The organism is Bartonella sp. EBT8, from assembly GCF_055796165.1.
In genome coordinates this window covers 1-2,660 of record NZ_JBTTDJ010000042.1, presented here as the reverse complement: position 1 = coordinate 2,660, position 2,660 = coordinate 1, and the positions used below count along the sequence as shown (strand labels likewise).

Sequence of the window (2,660 nt, the reverse complement as noted above, 5' to 3'; positions counted from 1 at the left end):
ATGGATTCTAAAGAGGATTCATATCAAATAAATACATATAACATATTGACTTTATTGTATTTTCTGTTATTATATCTCTCATCACCGATACAAGCCTTGCAAAGGTTCCCCTATGGCGAAAAACATCTTGCCGCTCTTGTATCGGTCCACCCGTCCTTATCCTTATATAATGACGTGACATCATGAAACCTTTCAATGAAAATTTACTCTTGACCTATTATCATCTGTGTACTATAGTATACACATGATAATTATTCATAAAACTATAGAATTTGATACTTGGCTTAAGAAACTCAAAGATAAAAGCGCTAAAGCTATTATTCTTCAACGTGTTGTACGATTAAAACAAGGTCTTTTAGGTGATGTTAAATTTTTTCATGGTATAGGTGAATTACGTATTCACTATGGTGCGGGTTACAGGATTTATTTCACTCAAAAAGGCTCTGATTTTATTCTTTTGTTATGTGGTGGAGATAAATCAACGCAGAAAAAAGATATTGAACAAGCTCTAAAATTAAAAGAGGAGTACAGTGATGAAAACAACCCCATTTAAACCAGAGGAATATCTTGAAACCACTGAGGAACAACAAATATTTCTCAATGAAGCCTTCAAAACCGGTGATGCGGCGCATATCGCTGATGCTCTTGGTATCGTTGCCCGTGCGCAAAATATGAGTGCACTAGCAAAAGAAACAAACCGTGAACGCAGTGGTTTATATCGCGCTCTTAGCAAAACAGGTGACCCTAGACTTTCTACTTTAGTTGCTGTGCTCTCTGCCCTTAATTTGCAATTAACCGTACAATCTACTCCATAAATCAGTGAGGGAAACGAACGTCTCCCCTCACAATTTAACGATTAGTCACAAATTGCACGACCACAACGCACTCACCAGCAGCTGTTGTTTTGTCTCTTGTTGCATAAAGCGTAAGCTCTTCATCATAAGGGACAAACTCTTTTTGAGTGGTGGAGGCAAAATCTTGCGTCCCTTGGGCTTTGATATCCTTTTCAGTAAACTCATTGCCTCCATAGGTACTGCCAATCTTCAATTTCGCATCCGTAAACGCTGTCTTCACAAACGCTTTAATCGAAAGGATCATTGCGCCACGAGGCAAGGTCCCGATTTTACGTGTCAAATCCTTATCTTTATGCGTGATATTCAAACGCAAAAAACTCACCTGATGCGTATGAAGATCTCTACCGTGTAAATGACCTTTTACTCCATCGACCATATCCTGTTTCCTTTCTTAATCAATTCGCGTCAACTTCACCGCTGTAGGTGGGAATGACAATCGTTCCAAAATCTTGTGCACCTTGCGCTCTACCGGGCATTTGGAAACATGTTTTCTTCATGCCCATAATCGTATGAACCCCAAAACCGTATTCACGTTTATAGTCAAAAGTTTCCTCTTCGATCTTATAGCGTGTATCGCCATAACCTTTACCAAAAGCCATAACAACGCTCTGGGCTCCAAGAAGAACAGCACGACGAACACCGGCAACGCGAGTACTATCCGTGGACTTCACACCATTGGTCACATGTTCAGATTCCCGTAAAATCACACCATTATACATCCCTAAAGAACCATCAAAAATGGGGTTTTTAGCACGCGAACCGGTATAAGCCGCTTTCTGAATATCAAGCCACTGACCCGTTTCTGTATTGGTCCGCAATTGCGTCACTTGGATGGGATGCAAATATAAAACATAGACACTTTCGCCATTCACACGAACCGGTCTAATTTTAGGATTTGCAAGTTTCGCACATTGAACAGCTTCATCGATCAACTTAAGATTAAAGCCATGTTTTGCTTTCTCTGTAAGCTCTTCATCCTTGGTTTTGCTATCGGGGCGCACAATGCGCTTGCTACTTGGAGCGATCGGCGCATTAAAGCCGTAATAAAGTGGGTCAAGATCAACCAACCCCCCTTCAAAATGAAGCCTATTGGCTGTGTAGCCACAAGCATGAATGAAAAACATCATACTCAAACGATCGGCGTACCAATCCGATAAACTGTTTTTGGCTTCTTCACGCAAATTAAACAAAGTGCGTTGAGTATCAATCGTCCCTTCATTGGGAATGCGCGTACCATGATAGAGTTCATTGATATACAATTTATCATGGAGAAATTGGAGCGCTTCTTCATTGCCTTCAAGAGTTTCCCCCTCACTCACACCCCGTCCTGCTAATTGCGCACGAAGGCTAAAGGTTACACAATCCCCTTTGCCTTTCTGGGTTTCTGTTTTGACCTGAATAATGCTGTTGGAGCCCTTGCCCATTAATGGAGCTATCGCCGTTGCCTTGGAGACCTCCGCATCAAGCATTCTTGCCCATGTTTTTAACGCATGGGGATCATTAATCCCTACAGTGGTTGTTGCCATTGATTTTACCTTTCTTTGCTATAAAAAAACCGGCTTAAAAGCCGGAGGAAAACCCGCAGTAAAAGCGGCTTATTCTCTAAAAAAGTCTCTCACTTAGTCCTCATCTTCCGCACCACTCAATTTGCGGATCAGCGCTTGGTTCTTTGGATTGCTGTACCATGCCTGAAACTCTTTATCGGACATGGCACTAATGCTCTCCCATGAGAGGGGTCCCGTACTGCCGCCGCCTCCCGATGCCGTTAAAGTCCTCGCTGAATTCTGTCTGCTTTGAAGCGCTGCT

The 2,660-nt window shown here is 42.1% G+C and carries 4 protein-coding genes and 1 pseudogene; 2 read left to right on the top strand and 3 right to left on the bottom strand.

Annotated features, from left to right (window positions below):
- The first annotated feature begins 244 nt into the window (after positions 1-244).
- Positions 245-553, top strand: a complete 309-nt coding sequence (locus AC0QT4_RS08760; protein WP_473201293.1) for a type II toxin-antitoxin system RelE/ParE family toxin — start codon at positions 245-247, stop codon at positions 551-553.
- Positions 534-815: an addiction module antidote protein gene (locus AC0QT4_RS08755; RefSeq protein ID WP_473201292.1), complete on the top strand. Its 282-nt coding sequence runs from the start codon at positions 534-536 to the stop codon at positions 813-815. The genes AC0QT4_RS08760 and AC0QT4_RS08755 overlap by 20 nt, the downstream gene beginning before the upstream one ends.
- A gap of 34 nt (positions 816-849) precedes the next feature.
- Here the strand turns inward: AC0QT4_RS08755 and AC0QT4_RS08750 are convergent, their stop codons facing one another.
- The 3 genes and pseudogenes from AC0QT4_RS08750 to AC0QT4_RS08740 all read right to left on the bottom strand — a co-directional run.
- Positions 850-1,230, bottom strand: a complete 381-nt coding sequence (locus tag AC0QT4_RS08750) for a hypothetical protein (protein WP_473201291.1) — start codon at positions 1,228-1,230, stop codon at positions 850-852.
- 19 nt (positions 1,231-1,249) lie between these two features.
- Positions 1,250-2,380, bottom strand: a complete 1,131-nt coding sequence (locus AC0QT4_RS08745) for a N4-gp56 family major capsid protein (RefSeq protein WP_473201290.1) — start codon at positions 2,378-2,380, stop codon at positions 1,250-1,252.
- Positions 2,381-2,473: 93 nt separating this feature from the next.
- Positions 2,474-2,660: pseudogene (locus tag AC0QT4_RS08740) on the bottom strand (hypothetical protein); the annotation flags it as partial.